Source organism: Terriglobales bacterium, from assembly GCA_035937135.1.
In the GTDB taxonomy this organism is placed as follows: domain Bacteria; phylum Acidobacteriota; class Terriglobia; order Terriglobales; family Acidobacteriaceae; genus DASYVL01.
The window spans coordinates 1-3666 of sequence record DASYVL010000143.1 but is presented as its reverse complement, the minus strand read 5'-3'; the positions used below and the strand labels follow the sequence as shown (position 1 = coordinate 3666).

At 63.1% G+C, this 3666-nt stretch carries 4 protein-coding genes; 1 reads left to right on the top strand and 3 read right to left on the bottom strand.

Annotated features, from left to right (window positions below; translation table 11 throughout):
- The first annotated feature begins 6 nt into the window (after positions 1-6).
- Positions 7-162, top strand: a complete 156-nt coding sequence (tatA, locus tag VGQ94_08675) for a twin-arginine translocase TatA/TatE family subunit (protein HEV2022591.1) — start codon at positions 7-9, stop codon at positions 160-162.
- Between the two features lie 36 nt (positions 163-198).
- Here tatA and VGQ94_08670 read toward each other — a convergent pair whose 3' ends face one another.
- The 3 genes from VGQ94_08670 to VGQ94_08660 form a co-directional block, all read right to left on the bottom strand.
- Complete coding sequence (locus VGQ94_08670; GenBank protein ID HEV2022590.1) at positions 199-849, bottom strand: LamG-like jellyroll fold domain-containing protein; 651 nt, start codon at positions 847-849, stop codon at positions 199-201.
- Between the two features lie 151 nt (positions 850-1000).
- Positions 1001-2728: a CRTAC1 family protein gene (locus tag VGQ94_08665; GenBank protein HEV2022589.1), complete on the bottom strand. Its 1728-nt coding sequence runs from the start codon at positions 2726-2728 to the stop codon at positions 1001-1003.
- Positions 2728-3666 (bottom strand): tetratricopeptide repeat protein (locus tag VGQ94_08660; GenBank protein ID HEV2022588.1); only part of this gene is annotated, 939 nt, incomplete at its 5' end. The genes VGQ94_08660 and VGQ94_08665, both read right to left, overlap by 1 nt.

Here is a 3666-nt window from a genome sequence, read left to right as displayed (position 1 = left end):
GAACTTTTGGTCCTCTTGGTTATCGCATTGCTGATTTTCGGCCCTAGTAAGCTTGGGCAGGTCGGAAAGGGCCTGGGAGAAGCCATCCGCAACTTTAAGTCAGCGGTGCGGGAAGACGAAAAGAAGGACGAAAAGAAGGACGAAAAGAAGGACCAATCATAAGCTCCGTTCGCAGGTCTTCCTTCCCTCTTGAATCAGCTATTCGATTGCGATTGCCACGTTCGCTATTCTCCCGCTGAATCTCTTCCCAATGATTATGTCGTCCGAGCTTGGCAGTTTTGTCGTTTGAATCGCCGCACTAGCATCTTCTTTACCGTCGATAAAAATCTTCAACGCCTGGCCATCGTAGGAGGCCCTTGCGGTAACCCATTTCCCCGGTGTCAGTTTGGTCGAGCTCTCCAGAACAGCATGTTCGTTTCCCGCTACGGCCTTAAGCCTGAAATCCTCGGTTAGCAACAGCCGGTAGGAACAGCCATATCCTTCTCCCTTTTGCGCGATGACAGCAGAGAATGTGGGCGCAAACGCAGGATCAATAAAGAGGGTGGCGGACAGATCGAAGCCCTTGTGCGGATTCAAACTGTCGTTGTGCTTGATGCGTACAAGAGTCGTCTTGGGAGAAGACGGGTATTCGGCCGAGGAATCGTGGAATTCCAGTGCGGTGCCGGCCTTGCCCGATGGGCCTGCGGCCCACTTGGCGCCAACGATCTCGCCTACGTTGCCCTTTCCGCTGGAGTCGTGGACGGTGCTCCCGGCGCCTTCGTCGAATGCCCAGTGTCCGACAAGCTGCTGCGCCCAGACACTCGCTGCCGACAAGCACAAGACAAGGACAATACCTGAGAGTCTTCGCATGCGATCGAGTAAACGCCTCTGTGATGGCCTCATTCGGGTGGTGCATTAGCTAAACACGATTAGACTTGCAAATCAACCTTGGACCCGCAAGTAGCAGGCGCGGGGCTGCGGGGATACATCGCAGTAGAGCTCGCTATGAGGAGAATGAGAATCAGGGCTTCGCTCTCGACTTGGGTGGCGGAGCGGTGGTTCCCCGCCGGACGAATTTCTGGGCTGCGACGATCCCCCGTCCTTCCTGGATTGTGACCGCCTGCCCGGCTGCCACATTCGCCAGGCGCTCCACCTGTCCGCTTGGCCACCGGACTTCCAACTGGTCCACCTGCGCGCGTTGGCCCAGACCAAAGGTCAGCACCAGCTCGCTCTGCGAGAGGTAGCTGGAGCCGCTGCGCAGCATCAGCGACTGCTTCTCGCCTCCCGCGGTGGCGGTCACAACCGCCCCGATCCCGTCGCGGTTGGAGCGCGTTCCCACCAGCTTCACCCGCAGCGCGTGATTCGTAGCGCCGTCGTTGCGAAACAGCAGCGCCGGGCCGCCGTTGGTGGTAATGAGCAGGTCGAGGTCACCGTCGTTGTCGATGTCCGCATATGCCACGCCCCGGGCCACGCGCGCCTGCGCGAACTCCGGGCCGACCGATGTGGTGACCTCGGCGAACTTGCCGCCGCCGAGGTTACGGAACAGGTGCGGCGGCTGCGCGTACTTCACGCGCTTCTGGATGCGCTCGATCTCCGGCTCGATGTGTCCGTTGACAATGAGCATGTCCAGCCATCCGTCCAGGTCGTAGTCCAGGAACACGCAGCCGAATCCCAACGTGAGCAGGCTGGCGCGGCCCACTTCGGAGCGCGGCGCTTCGTCCACGAACAGCCCGTTGCCTTCGTTGTGGTAGAGCGCCATCATCTGGTTGGCAAAATTGCTGATGACAAGGCTGGGCCGCCCGGAGCGGTCGTAGTCGGCGGCGTCCACGCCCATGCCGGCGCGCGCGACGCCGTCCTCGCTGAAGGCCACGCCCGCCGCGATGCCCTTCTCGCTGAACGTCCCATTCCCGTTGTTGCGGTAGAGCTTGTTGGGCTGGGTGTCGTTGGCCAGCAGCAGGTCGGGCCAGCCGTCGCCGTCGTAATCGAGGACGGCGATTCCCAGGCTCTTGGAGGTAGGATCGAACAGCCCGGCCTTGCGCGTCGCGTCTTCGAACTTGCCGTTGCCCAGGTTGTGCCACAACCGCGCCGAGGCGCCCTTGTAGGACTCCGGCGTGCAGTACGACTTGCGCACGCCATCGAGGGTGCAGAAGATGTCGGTGGCGGGCGACCACTGCACGTAGTTGGCGACTACCAGGTCCAGCCGCCCATCGCGGTCGTAGTCCACCCAGGCCGCGCTGGTGCTGAACTCCTCTATGCCCTCGAGGCCGGCAGCCTTGGTAACGTCTTTGAACGTCCCGTTTCCTTGATTGTGGAAGAGCCGGCTCTGCCCCAGTGCAGTGACGAAGATATCCTCGTAGCCGTCGTTGTCGTAGTCTCCGACGGCCACGCCCATGCCGTACATGCTGACGGCCAGGCCCGCCTTGGCAGTCACGTCCGTGAACGTCCCGTCGTGGTTGTTGTGGTAGAGCTTCAGCGTCGAAGCGCGGCGGGCATGCCCCGGGAAGTCCTGCCCATTCACCAGCAGGATGTCCTGCCAGCCATCGTTGTCGTAATCCAGGAAGGCGGCGCCGGGGCCCAGCGTCTCTGGCAGATACTTCTTCCCGAAGGCGCCCGTGTTGTGCACGAAGCGGATACCCGCCGCCTGCGTGATGTCGCGGAACTGGATCCCCGCCGGCGCCTGCGCAGAGAGATTCATCGGAAGCAGAACCAGCAGGAACAAGAGGGTGGCGAAGCGCCGGAGCATGGGCATCAGCGGGTCATCCCCGGATGCTTGAGCGTGTTCTTCTTCGACTGCGCCACGGCGCGCGGCTTGAGCGCGGGCGCGAGCGCCACCGACTCGTGCTCATGGATGGCCTGGCGCTCGTTGTTGTCCTCGGGATGGCTCCGCCGGTAGTCGCCGGTCAGCGCCTGCGAGGCTTCATCCGCCTTGAAGCGCAGGTAGCGCTTCTGGTGCTCCTCGGCCTGGGCCGACTGGCCCAATCCCTTGTAGCAGAGCATCAGGTTGTAGTGCGCCTGCAAGTCTTCAGGATCGATGGCCAACACGGCCTCGAGCTCGCGCACCGCCTCCGCATACTTGCGTTGCAGGAACAGCGTGCGCCCCAGCTCGTTCCGCGCCACGCGGTCGCGCGGATACTGCGCCAGCACCTGCCGCAGGTGCACGATGGCCTGGTCGTACTCGCCGTCGGCGCGCAGCGCCTTGGCGTAGAAAAAGTGCGCGCGGGCCAGCTCCGGCTTCAGCGCGAGCGCTTTCTCCAGTACGGTGCGCGCGCCCCGCGTGTCGCCCTCCTGCACCCGGACGCGACCGATGTTCACCCACCCATCGGGATTCGCCGGAGCAACCTCGGTGACCCTCAGGAAGGCGGCCTCCGCGCCCTTCAAATCGCCCTGCAGCAGCAGCCCGATGCCGTAGTCGTTCCAGCGGTCCCAGTCCTTGGCGTCGAGCACCGGCGTCACCGCCTGCGGCGGCGCGCCACGCGCTGCCACCGGCAGCGTGACCTCATCCTCCGCCAGCGTGACCACCGGCAGGTCGGGTGTGTACTTCAGCTTTCCGGAAACCATGGCCGTGTCCCCGGCGAAGACGAACTGCCGGTCATCGTAGTCCGCCGTGTGGGTCGCATCCTTCTGCTCGGGATTGGGAACGCCGGCGTAGGCGAAGTGCGTATTCCACCACGCGAACTTCCGGTAGTG